At 52.4% G+C, this 22,440-nt stretch carries 15 protein-coding genes; 5 read left to right on the plus strand and 10 right to left on the minus strand.

Annotated features, from left to right (window positions below; genetic code table 11):
* Window positions 1–38: 38 nt before the first annotated feature.
* A complete protein-coding gene (locus tag O0S10_RS01910; RefSeq protein WP_268924207.1) occupies window positions 39–554 on the minus strand; it encodes a hypothetical protein in 516 nt (171 codons plus the stop codon).
* Window positions 555–1,296: 742 nt separating this feature from the next.
* Here O0S10_RS01910 and O0S10_RS01915 point away from each other — a divergent pair.
* Window positions 1,297–1,599: a hypothetical protein gene (locus O0S10_RS01915; protein ID WP_268924208.1), complete on the plus strand. Its 303-nt coding sequence runs from the start codon at window positions 1,297–1,299 to the stop codon at window positions 1,597–1,599.
* Between the two features lie 800 nt (window positions 1,600–2,399).
* Here the strand turns inward: O0S10_RS01915 and O0S10_RS01920 are convergent.
* Window positions 2,400–4,274, minus strand: coding sequence for an InlB B-repeat-containing protein (locus O0S10_RS01920; protein WP_268924209.1), 1,875 nt, complete (start codon window positions 4,272–4,274; stop codon window positions 2,400–2,402).
* 1,007 nt (window positions 4,275–5,281) lie between these two features.
* On the opposite strand from O0S10_RS01920, the gene O0S10_RS01925 reads away from it, so the two are divergent.
* From O0S10_RS01925 to O0S10_RS01940, 4 genes are all read left to right on the plus strand, one after another.
* On the plus strand, window positions 5,282–6,253 hold the full coding sequence (locus O0S10_RS01925; RefSeq protein WP_268924210.1) for a type IV pilin domain-containing protein: 972 nt from the start codon (window positions 5,282–5,284) through the stop codon (window positions 6,251–6,253).
* A gap of 228 nt (window positions 6,254–6,481) precedes the next feature.
* Window positions 6,482–7,468: a methanogenesis marker 2 protein gene (locus O0S10_RS01930; RefSeq protein WP_268924211.1), complete on the plus strand. Its 987-nt coding sequence runs from the start codon at window positions 6,482–6,484 to the stop codon at window positions 7,466–7,468.
* Window positions 7,465–8,232, plus strand: coding sequence for a methanogenesis marker protein Mmp4/MtxX (gene mtxX, locus O0S10_RS01935; protein ID WP_268924212.1), 768 nt, complete (start codon window positions 7,465–7,467; stop codon window positions 8,230–8,232). Before O0S10_RS01930 ends, mtxX begins: the two co-directional genes overlap by 4 nt.
* A gap of 171 nt (window positions 8,233–8,403) precedes the next feature.
* A complete protein-coding gene (locus O0S10_RS01940; RefSeq protein WP_268922366.1) occupies window positions 8,404–8,607 on the plus strand; it encodes a histone family protein in 204 nt (67 codons plus the stop codon).
* 337 nt (window positions 8,608–8,944) lie between these two features.
* Here the strand turns inward: O0S10_RS01940 and O0S10_RS01945 are convergent, their stop codons facing one another.
* The 8 genes from O0S10_RS01945 to O0S10_RS01980 form a co-directional block, all read right to left on the minus strand.
* Window positions 8,945–9,289, minus strand: coding sequence for a hypothetical protein (locus O0S10_RS01945; protein ID WP_268924213.1), 345 nt, complete (start codon window positions 9,287–9,289; stop codon window positions 8,945–8,947).
* A 65-nt stretch (window positions 9,290–9,354) separates the two neighbouring features.
* A complete protein-coding gene (locus O0S10_RS01950) occupies window positions 9,355–10,869 on the minus strand; it encodes an amino acid permease (protein ID WP_268924214.1) in 1,515 nt (504 codons plus the stop codon).
* A 203-nt stretch (window positions 10,870–11,072) separates the two neighbouring features.
* A complete protein-coding gene (locus O0S10_RS01955) occupies window positions 11,073–12,443 on the minus strand; it encodes an aldehyde dehydrogenase family protein (RefSeq protein ID WP_268924216.1) in 1,371 nt (456 codons plus the stop codon).
* 150 nt (window positions 12,444–12,593) lie between these two features.
* Window positions 12,594–13,904 (minus strand): PEGA domain-containing protein, encoded by a 1,311-nt coding sequence (locus O0S10_RS01960; protein ID WP_268924217.1) that lies wholly within the window; start codon window positions 13,902–13,904, stop codon window positions 12,594–12,596.
* 54 nt (window positions 13,905–13,958) lie between these two features.
* The gene (locus tag O0S10_RS01965) at window positions 13,959–15,944 is read right to left on the minus strand and encodes a helical backbone metal receptor (protein WP_268924218.1); all 1,986 of its coding nucleotides are present in this window, start codon (window positions 15,942–15,944) and stop codon (window positions 13,959–13,961) included.
* A gap of 374 nt (window positions 15,945–16,318) precedes the next feature.
* Window positions 16,319–16,870 carry a MarR family transcriptional regulator gene (locus O0S10_RS01970; RefSeq protein ID WP_268924219.1) on the minus strand — a complete coding sequence of 184 codons (552 nt, stop codon included), beginning with the start codon at window positions 16,868–16,870 and terminating at the stop codon, window positions 16,319–16,321.
* Window positions 16,871–17,003: 133 nt separating this feature from the next.
* Window positions 17,004–17,714 carry a hypothetical protein gene (locus tag O0S10_RS01975; RefSeq protein ID WP_268924220.1) on the minus strand — a complete coding sequence of 237 codons (711 nt, stop codon included), beginning with the start codon at window positions 17,712–17,714 and terminating at the stop codon, window positions 17,004–17,006.
* Window positions 17,711–22,300 carry an outer membrane protein assembly factor BamB family protein gene (locus O0S10_RS01980; RefSeq protein ID WP_268924221.1) on the minus strand — a complete coding sequence of 1,530 codons (4,590 nt, stop codon included), beginning with the start codon at window positions 22,298–22,300 and terminating at the stop codon, window positions 17,711–17,713. The genes O0S10_RS01975 and O0S10_RS01980 overlap by 4 nt, the downstream gene beginning before the upstream one ends.
* Window positions 22,301–22,440 lie beyond the last annotated feature (140 nt).

Raw genomic sequence — 22,440 nt, forward strand, 5'->3', positions numbered from 1 at the left:
CGCGATCTGCGTTATCTGCGTTTTTTTTCATCTTTCCCCTACTGAAGACTCCCGTCTTCGTTGTCTCCAACGTCTCCGGCGTTTCCGCCGTCGTTTTCGACGCCGAGGAGTTTACGGTACTCTTCTGCCACCTGTTCGGTACGGTACTGTATGAGTTTCGGGCGGCGGACATTCTGGTAGATGCGGAGATACGTCCGCAGGTCTTCTGCTGCGGGGAGGGTTCCGCAGCGTTCAAAGATGGCGGCCTCGAGGTCACTGCCGATGTGGGCAAGTACATAGCCTGCTCCTTTCATGGCAATGGTGGCAAATGCGATTTCGTCAAAGACGGCAAAGGCGGCGGCAAGCAGCCGGTCATGGTCGACGGCGCGGTCGCGGACGGTGCCGATCCAGTCGGTAACGTTTGCAGGAGGGGAGCGGGCGGCGGTGCCGTGGATGGTGGTGTGCAGGAGGGCGGTCAGGTAGTCGGTACGGTTGTCAAATCCTGCGGCGTGCAGGATGTTGTCGAGGATGTGTGCTTCATCCTGAGTGATGTTTGCTTTGAGGGAGAGGCGCATGGATGGCGGTTCCGGGGTGGTCCGGCGGGGAGACAGAAGACAGAAGACAGGGGACAGGAGACACACGGGTCAGGGATGAGGAGGAAGACCCGGGGGGTTCCCCGCTTTTTTGTACGTTGTACTTTTTCGTTTTTGTATCAGGAAATTACGCAGATATATTATGGATGAGTGAGAAAGAAGTACAACAGGAGTGCGGAGCACGAACTGTTGTGTCTCACCCGGGAGGTGCGGCCTGTTTTTTTCGGGAGAGCGGGTGCGGGAAATGATCTGTCTTCTGGGGACTGTCTTCTGTCTTCCGGATGGTTGTCAGAGTTACGTATTCGTCGGGGGACGACGAAGAGAAGAGATGTCTGTTCCTTTTTCCCTTTCGAGTGGCGGAAATCGGGCAGACATCTGTTTCTGTTCCGGGGTTGTGCGGTTCGGGGTTTTTTGTGTTCACCTCGGTGATGTTTTTGCCGCCCGGAGTTGATAGGGTCCGGGGACAATTCTGATGTCTTACTTCTGAGGTATTTATAATTTTGGGAAAAAAGGGAGTTTCTGAGGATTTTTCGGTGAAATTTAGGTTGTAAAACATATAAATACGATGAAAAACACAATCGCAGGTAAAAACAAATTATATATCTGTGATTATACGGTCGCGATCTTTGCTGTTTTTGGGGTTTTGTTCACGCACGACTTTCACGAGACTTCCGCAAATATTGAATCCTCTTGGAGTACGATACAAAATCTGGAGGTGCTTTAAATGGGATCCTGGACTTCCCGGTATTTGCTCTACATGGCTGCTGCCGGAGAACTGGGATACGCTGAGAAGGTCAGCGGGAATTTTGCGAAGATCGAGGAGGCACTTGGCACGAATGAGGATGTGCTGGATGCACACAAAGCAAGCCATGACACGGTAAACGGAAAATTGAAACTTTCAGCAGATATTCTCGTACCAGAACCACACATCATCGAAGGAAAAGTGAAATGTAACTATGTGTTGACCCCAGTACATCCACTGGTAACTGCTACTACTCTCACGATAGGACTAGAACAATCCCTCTAGGTATATCAGGTTGGGCCCGGGGAGACACTCTCGGGTTCTATCCCTCTAAAAGGAGCTGCAAGTCAGAGCAGTACTTCTGTACGATTTGTTGATGCAGAGATGAATACCCTGTCATCCTCCACTCTCGCATCAACTATGACAGAATATCTAATTCCTGAAGGGACATCTGGAATTTATTGTGCGAAAGGTGGTGCATATACTGGTTCGAAAATTGAAATTGGAAAATTCACCATCTCTTAATCCTTTTTTTACCATTTTGTTGCAGTCAGCAAAATGGTAAGTGGTTAGGTTCTTTATCCGGGTTTTTGCAGTAATATTTACCACATCTGCATTGATCATTGTATGCTCTGGGGCCGCAGAATTCCACGCGAAGTTCGCAAGCCTTGACGAGATGCTGATCTGGTACAACACCGCCAGACCTCATCAGAGCCCGGACTGAGATATCATGGAAACACCGGACAAGACGTTTATCAGAAAATTGAGGTAAAGATGGAAAATAGGGGTGAGAGACAACAGAAGGACGACACGGAGGTATCAGCATGAATTCAAATAATTTCGGTACAGCGCAGGTGATCATCGTTGATCGAATTTCAACCCACGATTTGCACGGCAGAATCGTGCTCAGCTCCCCGCAAACGGAGTCACATTTTCACAGATATGCCTTCGGCATTCGGTACTCACGGTTGATTGAAAACTACTATGGAAAAGAATATCAAAAAAAAAGGAGGAGATTAGTCTTTTTTCCGTAAGAGTACGCCCACAGTGAACAGTCCAAGCAATATCCCGAAGACCGAGGCGAGTCATGTGCGGCGGTACAGGAGGTAGAGGATCAGCAGCAACAGCGGGAAGAGGAACAGCAGGAAGTAGAATGTGCTGTTTCCGTTACTGCTGTCGTCGCTGGTTCCGGTGGGCGTCACGACGCTGGTAGCGTCTTCTGACGGGGACACGGTGTCAAGCGTTGGGGAGATGGTGTGTTCCCCTGTGGTTGCTGCCGGTGTCTGGATCGGGGTAGGAGTGGTGGTACCGATCCATCTGGCATACAGGGTCATGTCGCCGGTGATGCCGGAGGAGAAACTCCATTCCTTGGTACATCCTGCGTCTGTGTACCAACCGCCGAAGGTGTATCCGTCCTTGGTTGGTACTGGCGGGCAGGTGATCTTGTCGCCGTAGGAGAGATAGGTTACCGGGCTGATGAAGTTGCCGCCCTGTGTGTCGAAGAGGACACGGAAGGCGTTCTCCATGTTACCGTCACCGGAATCGGAGGTACCGACCGGTGGTTGTGGTCCGGGACCGGGATAAGCAGGGGTGATGGTGAGGGAAACAGTGTCGGTATCATGGCCGTATGCGTTCGTTACATTGATCCGGAACGTATAGGACCCGGCCACGGTTGGCGTACCGGAGACATTTCCAGTGGCAGAGTCCAGCGTCAGGCCGGGTGGTAACGTGGTTTCATTCGTCCAGGTCAGCGGGGTGGTGCCGGTTGCTTCGAGGGTCTGGAGGTAGGGTTGGTCAACCATACCGGCAGGAAGAGGGAAGGGGGTGATGATAGCCGGAACATGCGGGATGATGATGAGGGCCTTGTCAGTACTGGAAGGTTTCAGCGAAAAATCATTCTTTTCCTGGAGAATGAATTGTTTCCGAACCTCGGATGCCTTGAGGCTGCCGCTCGTGATCTGGATCAGCTCATAGCCTTCTGTGATGATGGTTGAATGGCCAGTGATGTTTTTGGCACTGCCGGTAAATTCGTTGCCGGTGAGGTAGATGTGATTACGCGCCATATACAGTTCGTTGTCCGCAGCGATTGACGCGCTGCCGGACAGTGTCATATTACCGTTAATATAAACACCGCCTCCGCCTCCGGTAGTCCGTGTCCATGTTCCTGTAGTCCCGCCGGAAATATTGCCGCGGTTGCCGGAGATGTTGCCACCGGACATTGTGAACGAAGTACCAGTAGTGGCGATAAAAACACCGCCGCCCCATATTCCTGCAGTGTTGCCGGAGATGTTTCCGCCGGACATTGTGAATGAAGCACCATTGACGATAGAAACGCCACCGCCGTATCTTTCTGCAGTGTTGCCGGAGATGTTTCCGCCGGACATCGTCATTGTACCTTGGCTGACAGAAACGCCGCCGCCGGAGTGTGCAGTGTTGCCGGAGATGTTTCCGCCGAACATCGTGAATGAGGCATCATCCTGAACGCGAATCGCTCCCCCGCCACTTACTATCGAGGCGACGTTTTTGATGGTAACACCATCCTTCATCACAAGATGTGCCCCTGATCCGGCTACGAAGATGGAACTCTTGGTACTGGTGAATTTGTCGTTCTGTCCGTGGATGGTCAGTTGCGAAGAGTTGTCACCGAGTGTGAGTGTTCCACTGCTGACGTTGATGAGGTGGAAGTTTATGCCGCCGCGCCAGACAGTATGACCGTTGCCGAGAATGGTCATGTCGCCGGTGATGTTGATGGTACCGGTGACGTTAATGTCCTTCAGAAGTGTGAGCATACTGCCGGATGCGGTTGCGTTCTCGCTACCGAGGGCATGTGCAAGATCACTTGCGGTACTGTATGTACCACCGTCAAACGGTACAGCGGTACCTGCATCCGCTCCCGCTGGTACGGCACACCCGACTGCAAGCAACAGCAGGACTGCGGCGGCGAGCAATCCACGTCGCAAGACTGGTTCTATCGGAAGTACGGTGAACACCCTGTCTCTCATATATGTCGATTTCACAAGAAAATTCTCCAAAGTGACATACCAATTACAACATTTTTTCAAATTGAATCCTTCCGTGATATGATTGAAAAATGAGATGGATCAAATATGAAAAAACAAGATTTATCGACAATATCTGGAAAAAATATTGTGAGGTACAACGATCATCTCGTCAGGAGAAAATAGAAAAATGTGCTGAACCTCTCATCCTGAAAGATGGGGTTGGGTAAGATACGGGTATCAATTCTGATTTCAAGGTGGTTGGAGAATACGTTTATTTGCCTCAGAGTACTATATACTATCACGGTAGGATTCTATTTCGTGTGCTGATTATCCGTACCTGCTTTTGTGTTTTGCTTCCTGTTTTGCTGATTTTTCGTACCTGCTTTTGTGTTTTGTTTCCTGTTTTGCTGATTTTTCGTAAATTTTCTAACTGCTTCAATGACTGTTTATGGGGGTACGAGAGAGTGATGTTACTGGTTGCAGTTATTTCCAGTTCCTGCTACCATTTTCACAGTCATACCACATGTGGATAGGTACACACGCGGCGATGGATTCGGGAAGCTTCGGTATGTGGTTCTTTCAGAGAAAAGGTATCCCAAACATCCGCGGCGGGGTGATGTTTGAAAAAAATTCTACAGCGTACTGTTCTTGCAGTTACACCGGCTACCGTTTTTGGAAAGTTTTTGAATTTCCGGTATTTTCAGATTTCATCGGTGTTTTCCGGGATTTTTTGTAATCTGCCTGCCGGTTACAGAGGATTGAATCCTTTTAGAAGAGGATTCATACGTTTCGTGTGGAACTTTTTGCAATCATGCGCGAATCAGAGGGATATTTTCCCGGGATGATACCAAAAACGCTTTGGGCAGGTCTCCGGAGAAGATGGTAAGTGGCTCAACTATATATATGAATGATTCCTATTCTAATAGGATGTATTTCAAAAGGAATATCATCGATCCCAAGAGCATATGACACAAAATACCAAAGACAACGGAGTTTCGCCGGTGATTGCGGTGCTGCTCATCCTTGCCATAACGGTAGTTGCCGCAGGGGTTGTTGCGGTGGTGGCAACCGGCATGACAGGAGAACTGCAGAACGGCAAACAGGTCGGCCTTATCGTAAAGCCTGCGGCATCCGGCGGGGATGTGCTGGTGACGGTGGTCTCGGGAAAGGATGTGCCGGAGCTGACGAAGCTTGAGGTGATCGACGGGGGTTCGGCGGATGCAGTGTTTCGGGAGGTAAGGCTTTCCGATGGCGGAGATGTTACGTCGTTTACTGCCGGGGCAGGATATGTTGCGAAAAGTGTGGCCTGGCCTTCTGCACAATCAATTGGAAAACCATATTTAACACCTGTTTTGGTAAAAGGATTATTTCGAGATGGAACAGAAGTTGTTTTACTGAATACAAAATTGACATTTGTTGGTGTCAAGTCCCACCTTGATGGTGTTTTGATCAGTATGGGATTAAAAGACTTTGATAAAAGAGAGATCTCTGAAAATATAGCCGATCTTTTCCTATCTGGCTCTCCTATCTGGATTAATGCCAGTTCTATAATTTATAAAAATGGGACTGGTAACCGGCACAATCTGCTTATTACCGTCCCACAAGCAGAAGAAACTTCGGATCAGTATTTAAAAATGTCAGGTTATGTTTTTTGGAGTGATGGTACCTTGAAAGGATATGTAAGAGACAGTCTAATCAATAAAGATAATGAGATTAATATCTTCGCGTCCGAGTTAGACAAATACAAAGACAAGACTATACCTGTAGGGGGGGTCAAAGTAATCGTGAACTCATATGACAAAAAGGAATATGAGAAGTACTTGGAGGATAAACGTACGTATGAGAAAGCAACTGATAAGACTGGGTTAAAAGAACCTGCAGAACCTGAACCTATCGGCTATCAAGAAGGAATTATTTATATCGATCACAGCAAATGATTATCCCTTCCATTTTTATATCTCAAAACCAAATTCAAAAAATTGCAAATATCTCTATTTTAAATCCAAACAGACTTTGTAAACAAGTTTGGATTTTTGGAACAAAACCGATTTTATTATATCACTCGCCCAATAGGGTCATTTCCAATCGTGCATCTTATCACCGTTGAACGGGAATAGAATAGATAACAAAGGGGACATCATGCCCCCGTGGTGACAGATACAAGCATGGCCGCAGACAATTACACCCCCGAATCAGTTGCAGACGCAGTCCGGCAGTACGACGGAGTCAGACGCAAACAGGCAATCGGCACCCTCGTCCGTGCGCTCCACTTCGACAACCTCGACGTCATCGCCTCCTACGGCGAAGACGCCGCCGTCATCCAGAACGGACGCACCGCACTCCTCCTTGCCGCCGACGGCATCTGGAACAAACTCATGGAAGTTGACCCCTACTGGGCAGGCTACTGCGCCATCCTCGTCAACGTCCACGACATCGCCGCCATGGGCGGACGCCCCGTCGCCATGGTTGACGTCCTCTCCGCCTCAAACGACCAGCTCATGTCCGAAGTCAGCCGCGGCATGCGTGACGCCGCCACCGCCTTCGACGTCCCCGTCGTCGGCGGCCACCTCCACCCCGACGCCCCCTACAACGTCATCGACGTCTCCATCCTCGGCGTCGCCGAACTCGAAAACATCATCTACAGCAGCACCGCAGAACCGGGCAACGCCATCATCGCCGCAATCGACCTCAACGGCCGCATCCACCCCTCCGCGCCCATGAACTGGGACTCCGTCACCATGAAAACCCCCGAACTCCTCCGTACCCAGATCAGCGTCATGAAAGACCTCGGCGAACACCACCACCTCACCGCCGGAAAAGACATCTCCAACCCCGGCGTCATCGGCACCCTCGGTATGCTCATCGAAGCAAGCGGTGTCGGCGCAGTCGTTGACCTCACCGCAATCCCCTGCCCCGACCTCGACGCACTTGGCCTCACCTTCGAACAATGGGTACGCATGTACCCCGGCATGGGCTTCATCATGACCGCAGACCAGTCGCAGGTGGACACCGTCTGCAAAAAATTCCGCGCAGCCGGCATGGCAGCCCAGGTCATCGGCACCGTCAACACCACCAGACAACTCACCCTCGTCAAAGGCGACCGGCAGACCGTACTCTTCAACTTCTGCGCAGAAGGCATCACCAACATATGATCACCATCGGAATCGGCTGCGGCGCCGACGCCGCAAAAGTTCTGCGAAGCGCCGAAGAAACAGCAACCGCAGACCTCCGCATACGCTGCTACTGCTGCCCCGGAGCAGCCGACGGCTTCTCCGCAGGGCCCTTCGTCGAACTCACCGTCTGCCCCGCACCCTGCCGGCGCATCATAGACGACCTTCTCGCCGGAACAATCGATGGCGCAGTCCGTGGCACCCTCCCCGCAAACGAAACGCTCAGATACCTCAAAAAAGCCTGCAGCGTTGACCGGCTGGAACGGATAGCCCTCCTTGAAACCGTTGATCACCAGCTGTTCTTCCTCGCACCCGTCGGCGTTGACGAAGGATGGACCATCCCGGAAAAAATCTCCCTCATCAACGACGGCCGGGAACTCGCCCGCCGCTTCGGCATCCCCGAAAAAACCGCCGTACTCTCCGGAGGCAGACTCGGCGACATCGGCAGACACCCGGTTGTCGACAAAACCATCGCCGACGCCGAAGAAATCGCACAACGTACCGGAGCCGTCCACAAAGAAATACTCATCGAAGACGCAGTCAAAGACTGCGGTCTCATCATCGCCCCCGACGGCATCTCCGGCAACCTCATCTTCCGCACCCTCACCTTCCTCGGACACGGCACCGGACATGGTGCGCCCGTCGTCAATATATCTCCCGTATTTGTGGACAGTTCGCGCGCATCCGCCGGATACGGAGGATCTCTCCGCCTCGCTGCGGCCCTTGCCCTCGGAAAAAAGCCATGAATTGCGTCAATTTTCAAATTTTGCGGCAAATTAACGCCAATATCAAATATCGCCCATATTCTTTGTACAAAACCATATTCGGTTCACCAAAGCCTGCAAACTGCTAAAAACACCCGAATCTTGAGATATATTTATATAGTATTTTGAACTATTTTTTCATTGGTAATAATTATGGCAGACTTACCAAAAGCAGCAGTTGTTAGACTTGCAAAGAAAGCAGGCGCAGAGCGTGTCGGCGAAGATGCAGCAGATGCACTCGTAGCAAAGGCAGAAGCCTACATCGAAGAGATCGCAAAGAAAGCATACGAGTACGCACAGCACGCAGGTCGCAAGACCATCAAGGCAGAGGACATTGACCTCGCCACTAAAGAATAAAACTGATTTTTCCTAAAAAATCAGGGGTGTGGAAAATCGCCGGACCAATAGTCCGGCGGTTTCAGGATGCTGGTATCCCCGGGGATACCACAATAAATCCTTTCACAAAGATGTTGTATCTTTTTTCTGAAATTTTCAACTCCGGACCATCTGAACAAAAACTTCCTTCGAAAAAATATATTCCGTTTCGGAAAGTACCTCTCACCGGACGCAGCTGAACCATACATACCCGCATCTCCCTTCCGGCCACCGCCACCCTGACATACGTTCGCAGAAGTACAGAAACTACACCCGGCGTTTTTAAAACCAAAAAAGAAAAAAATTGAAAAGAACAGCGTTACGCCTTGTTCAGCACAATAAGGCCGGTTGAACTGCTCAGCGTCTTTCCGTCATCGGAAAGCGTATACGTTCCTCCCGGCAGAGACTTATCAGAACTGGTAATCTTGTAGGTTTTATCTGCCGTCTTCTCCCAGGCAAACGCAGTCGTTGCCTCAGCCGGAGAAAGATCCGTATGGAGCGCAATCGACCCGGTCCCATCATTCACAAACTCAACAGAAACATACACGCCGAGTACCGGTTTTGTCTGCCAGTTGCCCACGATCGGATCCGATCCGACACAGCCGGCAGCAGAAACAAGCACCAGCGCTGCACACAGAACAGCTGCCAATAAAAGCTTCTTCATACTATTAACCTCTCCGTGGAAACATAAAATCATTACGAAATAAAAAAGGAAGATCCCAAAAGGAATCAGTCATCATAGGGAATAGGCGTATCCGTCTCGCAGACATGCTCCTCGCAGTACCAGTCGCGGAACTCCTGCTTTGTCGGCTTCCACGACTCCTTCCTGAACTTCTTCAGCAGATACGGCGGCAGAAGAATAATCAGCAGCACAGCAGCAAGCATACCGATGACATACAGAACCGTCTCGGTCATCGTGTAGGAATTTCCGCTCGGGAACAGACCGACCACGAAAGAGAAGATCAGTGCAGCAAACGCAACACCTGCCACCAGCCACATACCCACCTTACCGCCCTGAACTTTGTACGGACGGGTAACATTCCCCTTAATCTTCCGGAGCTTTACGAATGCAGCGAACATAAACATATACATCACCGCATTGATCAGTGCGGTGATTGCCGTCAAAACCCAGTATCCCTGATTAATCGACGGAACCAGCACCATTGCAAGGGCAAACGCAGAAGAAACCACACCCTGAACAATCAGAACACCGACCGGCATACCGTACTTGTTCATCTTCCGGAAGATTGGCGGAAGATCCCCGGACATCGCCGCAGGCAGCATACCTTTGGCAGGACCAACCAGCCATACTGACAGCTGGGCGATAATACCAACAGCGAGCATAATCGAGACCGGCACAATCAGCCAGCCAAGGTGGAACTCAGTAAAAATTACCTGGAACGTCTGAACAATTCCTGCATTCAGTGCGATCTGATCTGCCGGCACCACAAGTGCCACAGCAAGTGTTCCCACAATAGAGACAATACAGATGATAGCGGCTGCAAGGAACATTGCAATCGGGTAGTCACGTCTCGGATTTGCCGTTTCACGGGCATGATAACCCGCCATTTCCATTCCGGCAAACATCAGAACCAGACTTGCCGCAAACGTCACCGTACTCAGATCAAACTGCGGAACAAGACGATCAACCGAAAAATCACCGATTGCACTTGGATTTCCGCCGGTGACCCAGAGAATCATGAGAACGACAAGGATACCGACCGGGATTAAGGATCCGAATGCGGTTCCCACGGTTGCCAGGAGGTTGGAGGCGCGGGAGCCGAAGAAGTTGAAGATGGTTACCGCCCAGAAGCAGGCAAGCATGACAACTGCCATAAAGACCGGATTATCCGAGAGCAGCGGGGCAAGCAGAATATAGGCAACCGTTGCTGCAAAGAAGGAAACAACCGTCGGAAACCAGACGAGATTGTTCACCCAGGAACACCAGATGGTAATGAAACTTCCGTCCTTTGGATAGGCCTCTTTTACCCAGGAGTAGATACCTCCTGACTTCGGCCAGGTAGAAGCAAGTTCTGCGGCAACAAGTGCGGTTGGAATCAGGAAACAGACAGTGAAGAGAACATACCAAAAGATCATGTTCCATCCTTCCATTGCCATGGTCGGGAAGTTGCGCAGACTTAAGACTGCGGCAACGTTGATCATGGCGAGGGAAATAATACCAAGCGTTTTTTTGCTTGACGGTTTGGCCGCGTCAGCGGATGACGGGGGAGTTGAATCAGCCATTTTGTGTATCACCTATTTTTCATTGTTTGCAATTGCATTGCACGGACCTGATGACCCGTGTTGTATCCTCCGCAAAAGGAGGATGCTCCCGGAAAACGTCGATACCGCTTCCGGTGTGTCACATACCAAGTTTCGAGGTGTATTTAAATAAGTATATAGATGGTGACAAAAAACAAAAATAATGAGACAAAAATAAATATTTTTCAGAACAGTCTGCGCCGCTGTTTGCGGATTTTTTCCAGAGAGGATTCTGCATACGGCGGGTAGCGGAGAGCAGGGTCCGGAGAGTTTTTCCGGAGAATGACTGTCCGTTTACGGGAAAACGTGTCGATACTGTAGCGGGCATGATAACATCCCATACCGCTTGTACCGACACCGCCGAACGGGGCATTCCCGTTCGCCACCTGCACCAGACAGTCGTTGATGCACGCACCGCCCGAAGGGTGGCGGTCAATCAGCTGCTCCGCAAAGGCGGTATCGGCGGTGAAAATATAGAGGGAAAGCGGGGTTGGGGATACCAGATCGTCAAGATCGGAACGGGTCCGCCAGGTGATCACAGGCAGCACAGGACCAAATATTTCGGTGTGGGTTACGGGGTCCCCAAACGTCGCGGACAAGAGAACCGGTGCAAGCCTCCGGTCGCCGGGGCTGTGCATCCCGCACTGTTTGAGGATGCGTTCCGGCGCACAGTACCCGAGCAGGCGGTCGTACTCTTCATCAGTTATGATTTTACCATAATCATGGCTTGCAGTCGGATTTTCCCCGTAAAATGCCGTGATCTCTGCGGCAATTTTATCCACGAGAATATCACGGACCGAATCATGCACGAGCAGATAGTCCGGGGCAACACAGGTCTGACCGGCATTCACACATTTTCCCCAGGCGATCCGGCGTGCAGCGACATCAAGGTTTGCTGTCTCGTCCACAATGCAGGGATTTTTACCGCCCAGTTCCAGGGTTACGGGTGTCAGATGCCGTGCAGCGGCGGCGGCAACCTCCCTGCCGGTTTCAATGCCGCCGGTGAAGAAAATGTAGTCATACTTCTCCTCAAGACTAACCTCGGAAAAGACCGAGACCCAGGACTCAGGAAACGCTTCGGAAAGAATGGTGCGTACGATCCGCATGGTTTCCGGTGCACGGCGCGACGGTTTGACAGCAACAACGTTTCCGCAGGCAACAGCTCCTGCGAGCGGCATCATGAGAAGATGGAACGGATAGTTCCAGGGCGCAATCACAAGCACAAGACCGTAGGGTTCGGTTCGTACCTCGGTTTTTGCGGAGAAGAGAAGGAGCGGGGTTTTGATCTTCTGCGGCCCGGTCCATTTGCCGAGATTTTTTTCCAGCGTATCGATCTCCTGCAGCACAGGAGCTATTTCAAAGGCATACGCTTCAAATGCCGGTCTGCCGAGGTCCACGGAGAGTGCCCGGAGGATGTCCGCTTCGTGACGCAGAATTGCCTCTCTGAGACCCCCAAGTGCGGCTTTTCGTACCGGCAGCGGCCGGGTTACACCGCTTGCGAAGTAGGTTCGCATGGACGCACAGGCACCTGCTCTGTTTACCTCTTCCTGTGTCATGGATGAAAATAGGATGCAGGGATATAAATCCTCTCTGGAGGAGGAGGATTTTATCGCTGCGTGTCCTGATGATCCCACAAAAACCATGCTGATTGCACCGTACACATTTGCGGAGGAACATGCCCTCCAAAAAAAAGAAATGTCCGGATTTTAGTTTTTGAAGGATACATTGAGTGTGTTCATCGCATCCGGCAGGATCATCACCGTCTCGGTCTTGGTAACTCCGGAGCCTGACATTATGGTAATGTCGCGGTTTCCGATCGGAACTGCCGGATAGACCGTCGGTGTCCGGTCGCCGGTGTCTTTTCCGTACATCATGATGTAGGATCCCGGTTCATCCGCGTCGACCAGCAGATAGCCGGAGGAGTATTCGCTCATCGCAGGCATTGAAATCTGTTCGGTTCCTGTCGTACCTGCGAGTACCAGTTCTTTTTCCACCGGCAGATATCCGGGTTTTGAGACGGTGATCCGGTGAAAACCATCCGAGACATTCTGTATTGTCCATGGTGTTGTGTACCCCGTTGGAAAACCGTCTACCAGAATGTCCGCTCCGGAGGGTGAGGATGTTACGTAGAGGTCATGCCAGACCACCTCCCGCGGTTCGATCTTCAGCAGTGTCCGGTCCATGGAGTCCCGCAGATAGGAGACATAGCCTTCGTCCGTCAGAACCGAGACATAGTCGCAGGATACCGGCCACTCACGTGTTTCCGGGATCAGTCCTGCCGAGAGATAGCCGTCCACGCTGTAGGGATAGCCTGCATATGCCTCAGACGTTACCGCGAGAACATCCATCGGTTCATTGCCGTTTACGAGGAAGTAGAGCCATGAGTAGATTCCGGATACAATCGGAAACTCTCCGGAATCATAGCCGCTTCCGGTGTCGAACTGCAGTCCGCCCGGTTCAACTTTGATGGAGACAAGTCCTTCTTTGAGGCCTGGAATGATGTAGGGGGTTTCCACCGTATCACGCATTGCCGTTCCTTCCAGATTATAACGGACACTGTTTGCCTGCCTGCCGTTTACGGATACATAGACATACTGCTGCGATGCACGAACCACCGCCCAGCCGGTTTTACTCAGCTCTTTTTCTGTCAGGAATTTTCCGAGTGTTTTCTCCTGCGTGATCCGGAGTTCGATGGTTCTGTCTTCTGCGACCTTAAGTTCCTCCGAACTCCGGTGTCCGTGGGAACTTTCTGCGGTGATCGTGTGCGTGCCGGCGGAAACTGCAATCGTGTCAGGTGCGGTCTTTCCGGTGTACTCTCCGTCAACGAGAATCGATGCTCCCGGCGGATCGGAAAGAACGGTCACTGCAAAGGATCCCGCGGGGATTTCCGTCTCATCTGCGGGGTCTGTGGCCGGCCCGGGTGCCGGCGTGATGTCCGGACCCGGGACGGGTGCGTTCACGCATCCCGCCGCGAGGATGCAGGCAAGGATGCACAACACTGCTATCAGGTGTTTCATGATGAATTCGTCTCCCTGTCCCGGTTTTCGCCGCTGTCACGACGAAAAAAGGGGTTAGTGCCTCCGTATGAGGAAGAGTGCACAGGCTGCTGCGGTGAGGGTGAGGATTCCGCCAAAGCCGGGGGCTTTTGTGGGTGCTGCGGTCTGGTTTTCGGTTCCGAATGCTTCGGGGTGGAGGATTCTTGCCACCTGTTCGAGGCAGTCAACGATTCTTGGTCCGCCGCGGTCGATGATGTCGGCGTTCATGACGTAGACATGTTTGTTTTTGACGGCGGTCAGGTCCTGCAGACGCGGTTCGGTGTAGAAGTAGTCTTTGAGGACGTCGTATCCGCCTTCGCCCATGCCCATGCCGGAGTCAACGATGATGTACTCCGGGTCGGTGGTGAGCAGGCGTTCCATGGTGATGATGCCCCAGCCGTTGACGTCTTGGAAGGGGTTTTGTCCGCCGGCGAGCGTGATGATCTCGTCCTGGAAGGTCTGGCCGCCGGAGACCCAGAGAGGATCAGCCCAGACGCAGTGGAAGGCGGTCGGGGTTGTGGTAACTCCCTTGAGTTTTGCGGTGACGGCGTCGATTCTTTTCTGCATGCTTTCGATGAGGGCTGCGGCTTCTGCGGTTTTTCCGGTGGCTTTTCCGATGAGTTCTATGTCATGGAAGGTGCCGTCAACGCTGTCGGAGTTCATGGTCATGACGGTCAGGCCGAGCTGTTTGAGGTGGCTGACGGTTTCTTCACCGTTGCCGTAGTAGGCGATGACGAGGTCGGGTTTCTGGGCGACGACCCGTTCGATGTTGACGGTGGTGTAGCCGCCGATGATGGGTTTGGTTGTTGCAACTTCCGGGTAGTTGCAGTACTCGGTGACACCGACGACGCGGTCGCCGAGACCGAGCGCGAAGATCATTTCGGTGTTCGCGGGTGCGAGCGAGACGATTCTCTGCGGTTCGTTTTCGATGGTGATTTCATAGCCGAAGTCGTCGGTGAGGGTGACCGGCGTCCACTGCGCGGAGGTCTGTGCCGTTACGGGTACGGGGGTGTCGACGGGTGCTGCGCTGCTGCTGCCGGTCTCGGGAGAGACGCCGGAGTAGGCGGTGCTCCGCAGGTCGTAGGCAGGTTGTCCGGGAAGGACAGGGTAGGGTTTGCCCATGAGTGCGGGGACGGCGCGGCCGGTCATGCCGACAGGGCTGTCAACGACGTATTCGGTGTACTTGAAGGAGCCGTCGTCCTGCTGAAGGGATAAGACGTAGTCTACCGGGCTTTTGCCGTTGTTGGTGAAGGTTGCGGGGTCGACGTCTGCTGCACAGAGTGCCTGAATGACCCAGACGGTTGAGGCGAGGTTGCTTTCGCTGTAGTAGCCGTAGTTGAAGCCGCCGGTGGGTTCCTGGACGTCACGCAGGAACTGGACGGCTTTTTTGATGACGGGATCGTCAGGGGAGACGCCGCCGGCGATGAGTGCCATGATGCAGGCGGCGGTGTCGTCGCTGTCGGGGAGGGCGCCTTCGGCCCAGCCGAAGCCGCCGTTTTCCTGCTGCTGGGTTTTCATCCATTCGACTGCCTGCTTTGCGTCTTCGCCGCTTGCGACGAGACCGAAGATTCCCCAGTAGGTGGTGTAGATGAAGTCGCCCATCTGGCCGCTGGGTTTCATTTTGGCTTTGAGTTCTTCGACGTAGTTGTGGCCGTTGTAGTTGCGGGCGTCGATGCCGTACTGGGCGAGGAGGGTGGTCATTTTGCCGAGTTCGCCGGTGCCTTCGCTTCCTTCTTTGGGGGTGTCCCAGAAGTCGAGGCTGGAGATGCCGTTGATCTGCCAGTTCATGGGGTCTTCACCGGCACTGGTGATGGCGGTGATGGCAAACCAGCTGGGGCTTGCGGCGCCGAGGGTCTGGCCGGGTTCGGCCCAGCCGCCGTCGGCCTGCTGATGTTCGGCTAAGTAGTCGAGTGCTTTTGTTACTGCGTTTTCGACATCGGGTGAGGATGCGGATACGCTGCTGCATCCTGCGATGAGAAGTGCGAGGAGCAGTATGAGGGTTGTGATGAGTTTTCCATTCATAGTCCACATGTTCCTTAATTTGTGGTGAGTGCACGGCCCTGACCGGGCCGTGCTTTTCGGGCACTGCCTCCTGCGGAGGCTGTGCCCGTCTGTGCCTGTGGGCACAGGTTTCGGCGGGTCTGTCCTGATTGAGGATGTTGCTGTTCCGGAGTTCCGGAGGTTTGTTTCCGGGATGTGTATTCGCGGGTATATGCGAGGGTTCCCGCGGGTTCGGTGTCCCGGGAGTGCCGGTATGTGTGTGCAATGCGGTTTTCCGGTGGTGTGTGAATTTTTTTTATTCCGGTTGGTACAGACCCTCTGCCGCCTGGTCCCATGCGGTGGTTCCGGCCCGGAATGTTTTTTTCCCGGGCCGGAATTTTTGTGTGTACGTTGTTTCAGGGTTGTGTGTTGCGGGTTTTTTCCGCAGTTTTTGCGGGCCCGGATTTTTTGTCTGTGGTGTTCCGGGTTCTGAGTTCCTGTATCCAGCTGCTGAGGGTTTTGAGGGTGCCTTCGCTGAGTTCCCGGTTGAGTGTTTCGGCATCGCTTTGTGCGGCGGCGTCGGGGACGCCGGCCATGGTGAGGAGGTCGTAGAGCGATTTGCGGAGGGCAAGGTTTTCTGCGACTTTTGCGGTTCCGTCCGGGGTGAGGTATGCTCCTTTGTGCCGCTGATAAATGATGAGGTGTTTTTCTTCAAGGCGGCAGAGGAGGGTTGTGGCGGTGGTTGTGGTGATGCCGAGATGTTTTGCTATTTCTTTTACTTTTGCACACCCGCCGTGTTGACAGATTTCGGAGATTGCGTCGAGGCATGCCAGTTCCCGGCTGCGTGGTTTGGATGCGGGGGGCATGGTGTCGAGGAGTGTGTAGATTTTTTCGGTTTTGCCGTGCAGGGTTTTGCTGCTGATTGAGTAGAGGGCCGGACGGGTTACGGGTTCGTTGGATTTGATCATGTTTTCGGTTTCTATGTGTTGCGGGTTTTTTCGGAGTACAGTTTTGTTCGGTGTGCGTTCCGGTCCGGATCGCAGGTGGTCCCGGTTGGTGTGCGCGGCGGTGTGGTGGTGGTCCGCGGTTTTGTTCTGAGGGTCAGTCCCACCTCCTGCGGGTGGTGATGAGGGCGGCGGCGAGGAGGCCGAGGAGTGCTCCGGCGGCCGGGGCGGGGGCTTCGACGAGGGTTGCCGAGGGCGTTGCGGCTGCGGTGGTGCGGTCGGGGGTCTGCTGCGCTGTTGCGGGGGCGGATGCTGTCGGTACTGCGGTCTGCTGGAGGGAGAGGTCGGCAGCGTTTTCGGTTGCGACGAGGAGGATCATGTCCGGGAGTCCGCGGGTGACTGCTTCGAAGATGATGTTTCCGTCGCCGCCGGTTCCGATGAGGGTGACGGTGAGGAGTTCGCAGGTGTCGCCGGTGATGGCGGCTGCGTAGATGTGTTTGTGTGCGCCGGACCAGTCGCCGGAGACGGGGAGCCGGATGTCTGCTTTGATGATGTCGCTTTTGCTGAAGCCTTTGGGGGTGAGTGCTACGGCGTAGGCGGCGTTGATGATTTTTCCGGCTTTTGCATTTTTGAGGATGGTTCTGGTGCTGCCGGTGATCTCTGCTGCGGCGTCGATGCCGATTTCGGATCCGGTGAGGAGTTCGGCGGGGACGTTTTCGAAGGTGAGGAGGACGGAGGGGCTGATCTGAATGGTGTCGTCTGCTGCTGCTGTTCCTGCGGTGAGCAGGAGCAGCAGAAGCAGGGCGGCTGCGGTGATGCGCAGGAACTCCGCGGTTCTGCTTTGCGGTGACAGGTGTGTCGGGTTCATAGGCTGTATCCTCCTTTGGGGACGGTGACCGGTACGGGTACTATTTCTGCGGTCATGCCGCGGATGGTTGCGGTTGCTACGTCGCCGTTGTAGACGACGTCGGCAAGCGGGATGGTGATCTGGATGCCGGGCTGGATGATGACGATGCTGCGGGAGTTGACGTTGACGGTGCCGGTGAGTTTGGTTACGGCGGTGTCGATGGTGATTTTCTGGCCGACGGCGAGTTTTTCGACGGAGATGCCGTCAGGGATGGTGACGGCGATCTGTTTGGTTTCGGCGGGGACGACGATGCTGGTGGTGGTCCCGGGTTTGGCGGTCTGACCAATGGTCTGTCCGGATGCACCGCCGCCGGTTGCAGAGACCGCGGTTGAGACGGTGAAGGCGTAGTACTTTTTGCTTTTGGCGGGGTCGGTGCTCATTTTGTTGTCACTGTAGTACCAGACGACTTTGTCGCCGTAGGTGACTTTGTAGTTGTTGGACATGACCATGGGGGCGTAGCCGTTGACCTGGTACATCCAGCCGTTGAGGTTTGCGTCCTGTGCAAGGCCGTTGATGGCGTTGACGTAGATGCCGCCGGGCCAGGTTTTGGTTTCGAGGGTGAGTCCGGCGGCGTTGAGAACACCGAAGGCGGTCATACCGCTGACGGTGTAGGTGGTGCCGTCGGGGGTGGTGTACTCGAAGTCTCCTGTTCCGGGGTTGACATTGGTGAAGGAGAGGCCGCTGTAGCTGCTGCCGGAGCTGCCTCCTCCTCCGGTTCCGCCGGTGTTTTCCTTTGGCGGTTCTACCACGGACACAGTGGTTTGATCCACGGTTGCAACGATGGTGGAGAATCCGGGAATGTAAACATTATATACAGCTATTCTTGTCTCTGTATAACCACTGAGATCGGATTTCAGCCGTTCAGGAACTTTGGTACCATCAGCGTAACGCCAGAAACTAAGTTTGTCCTTGTCTGTTTGATCGACCGGCAGATTTATGGTGAGCCAGGCGTAGTTGCTGAGTGATTCTTTGTTCGTAACATTTTTGACCTCCGTGACGTTCATCTTAAGGAGGGTTTTTTTGGTGTTGGGTGGGGTGTCGAACTTGCTCGGGTCAAGTGTGATGTTTGGATCTGGTTCGTTCAATTTCACAACTTCAAACTCTGCGATCGTCACCATTGGTGTACCGCTTGAAACAGTACTGTTGGAGAAGCGGAGGGTAACACTATTCTCTGTCGGGATGGTGACTCCGGTTTCAGCCTGGATCACAGCATCCTGATGCCGGCCACCGGTAAACTCTCCCGGTGCCTGCTGAACAGTGATGGTGACTGTCTTAATGTTATCCCCGATGTACGCTTTTACGATGTAGGTCCCGGCATTTTTCCAGATTTTGTAGACCGTTTTCTTACCTAAAGCGATGGATCCATCTCCAAAGTCCCAGTTGTATCCGGAAGCCGGTCCGTCAATGGTAAAGACTGCTTCAACTCCTGCGGTAACTGAGGTTGGAACGGTGATGTTGAATGGAAGCTGATCTATGCTGCCTGCATCTTTGATTCCGTAGAAATGCCCGTTTTCCATTCCGACATAGAGTACCCCATTGTAGATGGCAGGTGTCGCTTCCGTGAGTGATTTCCAGTCGTCCGGGCCACTAATGGATTTTCCTTTAAAGTTCCAGACCTGTGAACCGTCTTCGATATTTACTGCATAAAGACCCTGACCCCATGTTCCATAGTATGCGACGGTTCCGGCAACAATCGGGGATGCATACTGGACGTAACCATTTCCTCCTGTGCTGCTGTCGACATGGTGCCACTGTAATGTTCCGGAATGATCATAGGCGGAGAGACCAAATCCGGTAGTGAGGATTAAGCTATCAGTTACGACCGGAGTTGTTGCCTTGATGTTGGTGTCGGTAATATCCCAGATTTTTTCGCCGGTAATCGCATTCAGGCAGTACAGTTTTCCGGGAGCACTATTTCCTCCAAGACTTCCTCCACTGGTAGTGAAGTAAATTCTCTGATTTTTGTAGACGGGAGAGCCAACGTAGATATCATTTCCAGATTCAACATAGTACATGCCGGAAGCGATGTCCTGTCCGCCACGCGCCCCTGCGTTAAACTCCCAGATTTTTGCATTGGTTGTACTGTCTATTGCGACAATTCCCCCTGCTCCAACGGTATAGATCGTGCCGTCCGGAGACAGGGACGGGGAGGCGTATTTGCTTGCTCCGCCACTGATATCGCCATGTAATGGATCATGTACTCCTGTAAAGATTTTGGCAATCTGGGCTCCGTCATTTTTGTTAAAAACGTACAGATACTCATCTATTGTTGCGATGGAAACGGGTTTTCCACCTACAGTCGTCGTCTTTTCGTCAGTAACGTTAATGACATTGACATATACCTTGTCATCGTAGACCAACGGTGTTGCTGCAAGTCCGGTAAACGGGTAATTACTGATAACCGGTGTCTGCCAGTTACCTGAACCGTCAGCGGCATTCAGACAGACTAGTCGCCCTGTGCCGGTTCCTGCGTAGATTTTCCCATCTGCAACGGTCATGCTGGTCCGGCTGGAAAGAGATTCATTCCACCAGAGATACTCTGTTTCCGCATCTGCGTCTGTCTTTGCCAGATCATAACAGAACATTCCTGTTTTAATGCCCTCTGCCATTCCCCCGCTCCAGATGGTGAAATAGATTTTTCCGTCATGGATTACGGGAGATCCGTCTACAAGCGGGATATATCTGTTATTCTTATCATCTTCGTAGATCTTGAATGCCAGATCCATGATGACATTATTTGTCATCGGTCCCGTACCTTCTGCAACACCGGTTCTTGCCGGATTTCCCTTCCACGTGGTGTAGCCAGTCGTTGATTCAATAGCAGGATTAGGGGGGATTGAGGTGATACGGTTGTAAATGTAGATCGGTTTTGGTGTTGTTGCGGATACCGATGCTCCGTTTCCATTTGATGGTGTATACGTTGCAGTGATGGTTGCTTCTCCGCTGGAAGCCGTTGGCTGATACGTTGCGGATAACGAACCTGCCTTTTGAATAGTGAATGATCCTGTATTGGAAATCGACCAGGAAACCTCTACATCGGGGAGTGTGTTTCCATTCCAGTCTTTTACGATTGCGGAGATGGTTTTTGCTCCATCATTCGGCTGGAAGGCACGCCAGTAATCTTCTGAGAGAGTAACCGTGGCAAAGGTATCTGTAACTTTGGCTGTGAGGCGGAATGCCTCTGTTGCCTGTGCGTACGTACCAGCACTGTAGTAGAACAGAAGGGCATCTCCATTCTCCAAGGCAGTGCAGTAGTCTGTAGAATCCACCTCGTTAATCTTCAGTTTCCATGATTTGTCCCCCCCTGAATTACTACTAATGGTTCGGAACTGGGTAAGCACTCCACTGGAGAAACTGAAACTGTTCTGACTGTCTTTTTCAGACAGCATCTGGAGTAAACCAAGCGGACTTGCATAAGGAGTCGTCGTACCCTGTACTGACAGTGTGAGTGTTGGTGGTACGGTGATGGTGTTTCTGAGGAGAGTTGTAGGAAGTCCCTGCGGTTCCCCGAGGATGAGGACGGCATTGTCTTTTCCCGCAGTAGATTTACCCATCCTCGAACCTGTTCCCAGAAAGATCTGATTATTGGAGACGACCGGTGAGGCAGATCCAATGTAGGTTGTCGCTGCATTCGTCGTCCCAATGATACCGGAGTACACCGGATAGATGACGTTGGATGACGTACAGGAATCTTCCGTTCCTGTCGAAACATTTACTCCAAAGACTCCCGTACATCCGTTGGTAAACGTGGCAGAGGGTACAAGGTTTGCCGTATAGTAAACATTGTTTCCGGCCATAATCGGAGAGTTCGGGGATATCGAGAAGCTGGAAACCGTGAGGGCATTGTTCTTCACTGCATTATAGGAGGCCATGTTCGGTACATGATTCCAGATCTGTATGCCGGAAGTGGCATTATAAGCAGTCAGACCCGCATATCCATTGGCAATAACAAGAGTGACCGTATTTCCACCAAGCTTATCAGATAGCGATACGTGTTTTTTTACCACGGGTGCAGTAGGATAACCGGAGTGGGTGATGTTCCACAGTTCTTTGTGTGTTGTTGTGGAGAATGCCCAGAGTTTTTCGGCGGTTCTTACATAGAGAACATTGTCGGAATACACCGGTGTCCCGGTTGGTCCATTTGTTGTCCCATTCCAGAGAAGAGTTCCTGAGGAATCAAACGCGGCAAAACCTGTGTCTCCACTAGTATAGATGTTCGTGCCGTCAGTGGATGGTGAGGAAAATGCAGCGACGTTTCCTGAAAGATCGATCGACTTCTCCTCAGTTAACGACCCGTCATTACCGATACTGAACACCCAGAGTTTTGCAGGTGTTTGGGAGGTAACGTAGACTTTATTCTCTATTACCAGTGGTGTCGAGGATAAACCGGTTTGCACGGTAGTGTCAAGTGGTTCTGTTTGTCCGAGGATCGTACCCGTGTACTCGTCTAAACAGTAGAGTTTCCCGTTGACGCCACCGAAAAAGAGCTTGCCGTTCTGAACGGTAAATCCTGATACAACACCTGCAGGTGTATTGTCATCATACATTATTGGTGTGTACCATATTTCAGTTCTTGAAGAGAGATCAATGCAGAAGACACCATAATTTGTAGCAGTCGCATACTTTGTATTTGCAGATTTACTGGTTCCAAAAAATATCATGCCTTCATGGATAGCCGGGGTGCTGT

The sequence above is a fragment of the Methanocorpusculum petauri genome (assembly GCF_026891975.1).
GTDB lineage: Archaea > Halobacteriota > Methanomicrobia > Methanomicrobiales > Methanocorpusculaceae > Methanocorpusculum > Methanocorpusculum petauri.